The organism is Halorhodospira sp. 9622 (assembly GCF_022228025.1).
Taxonomy (GTDB): domain Bacteria; phylum Pseudomonadota; class Gammaproteobacteria; order Nitrococcales; family Halorhodospiraceae; genus Halorhodospira; species Halorhodospira halophila_A.
In genome coordinates, this window is the sequence record NZ_JAJNRE010000108.1 from 1 (window position 1) to 497 (window position 497).

Here is a 497-nt window from a genome sequence, read left to right on the forward strand (position 1 = left end):
CTCATCACGGTCGATGCGGCTGCGCAGGCCGGCGACGATGTCATCGGCGCTGCTCGGCCCCCGGCCGCCCTTGGGCAGCTCCAGGCTGCGCACCGGATAGGTGTCCTGGAGCCAGGTCCTTGCTAGATCGCTCATGTCTGATCCTCCTCGTGGTGCGACCGGCACCTGCGGGGGGAAGTACGGGCGGCGCTCGCTCCGGCGGGAACGGCTAGAGCCCGCACACCCCGCCGCAGCAGCCGCCGGCCGGCTCCGGCTCGGAGCGGCTCGCGCTGCTGATGTAGCCGGCCCCTGAGATCAGGCGCTCCACCGGCGCGTCCTCGGGCGTCTCGCCGGGGTCATGGCCGGCGAGGCGGCAAAGCTCTCCCCAGGTGCGCACGCACTCGTCCATGCCGTGGCGCACCTCCAGCGTGACCCCGTTGCTCGGGCAGCGGTAGTCGTACGTGGGCATAACTCCTCCTCTTGATGCGCATGTGGGGGTGGCCTGCTATTGCACCGGC

The 497-nt window shown here is 71.2% G+C and carries 1 protein-coding gene; it reads right to left on the reverse strand.

Annotated elements, in window-relative coordinates; all coding sequences use genetic code 11:
* Positions 1 to 208 precede the first annotated feature (208 nt).
* Positions 209 to 448, reverse strand: a complete 240-nt coding sequence (locus LRG07_RS13810) for a zinc ribbon domain-containing protein (protein WP_201167892.1) — start codon at positions 446 to 448, stop codon at positions 209 to 211.
* Between the last annotated feature and the right edge of the window lie 49 nt (positions 449 to 497).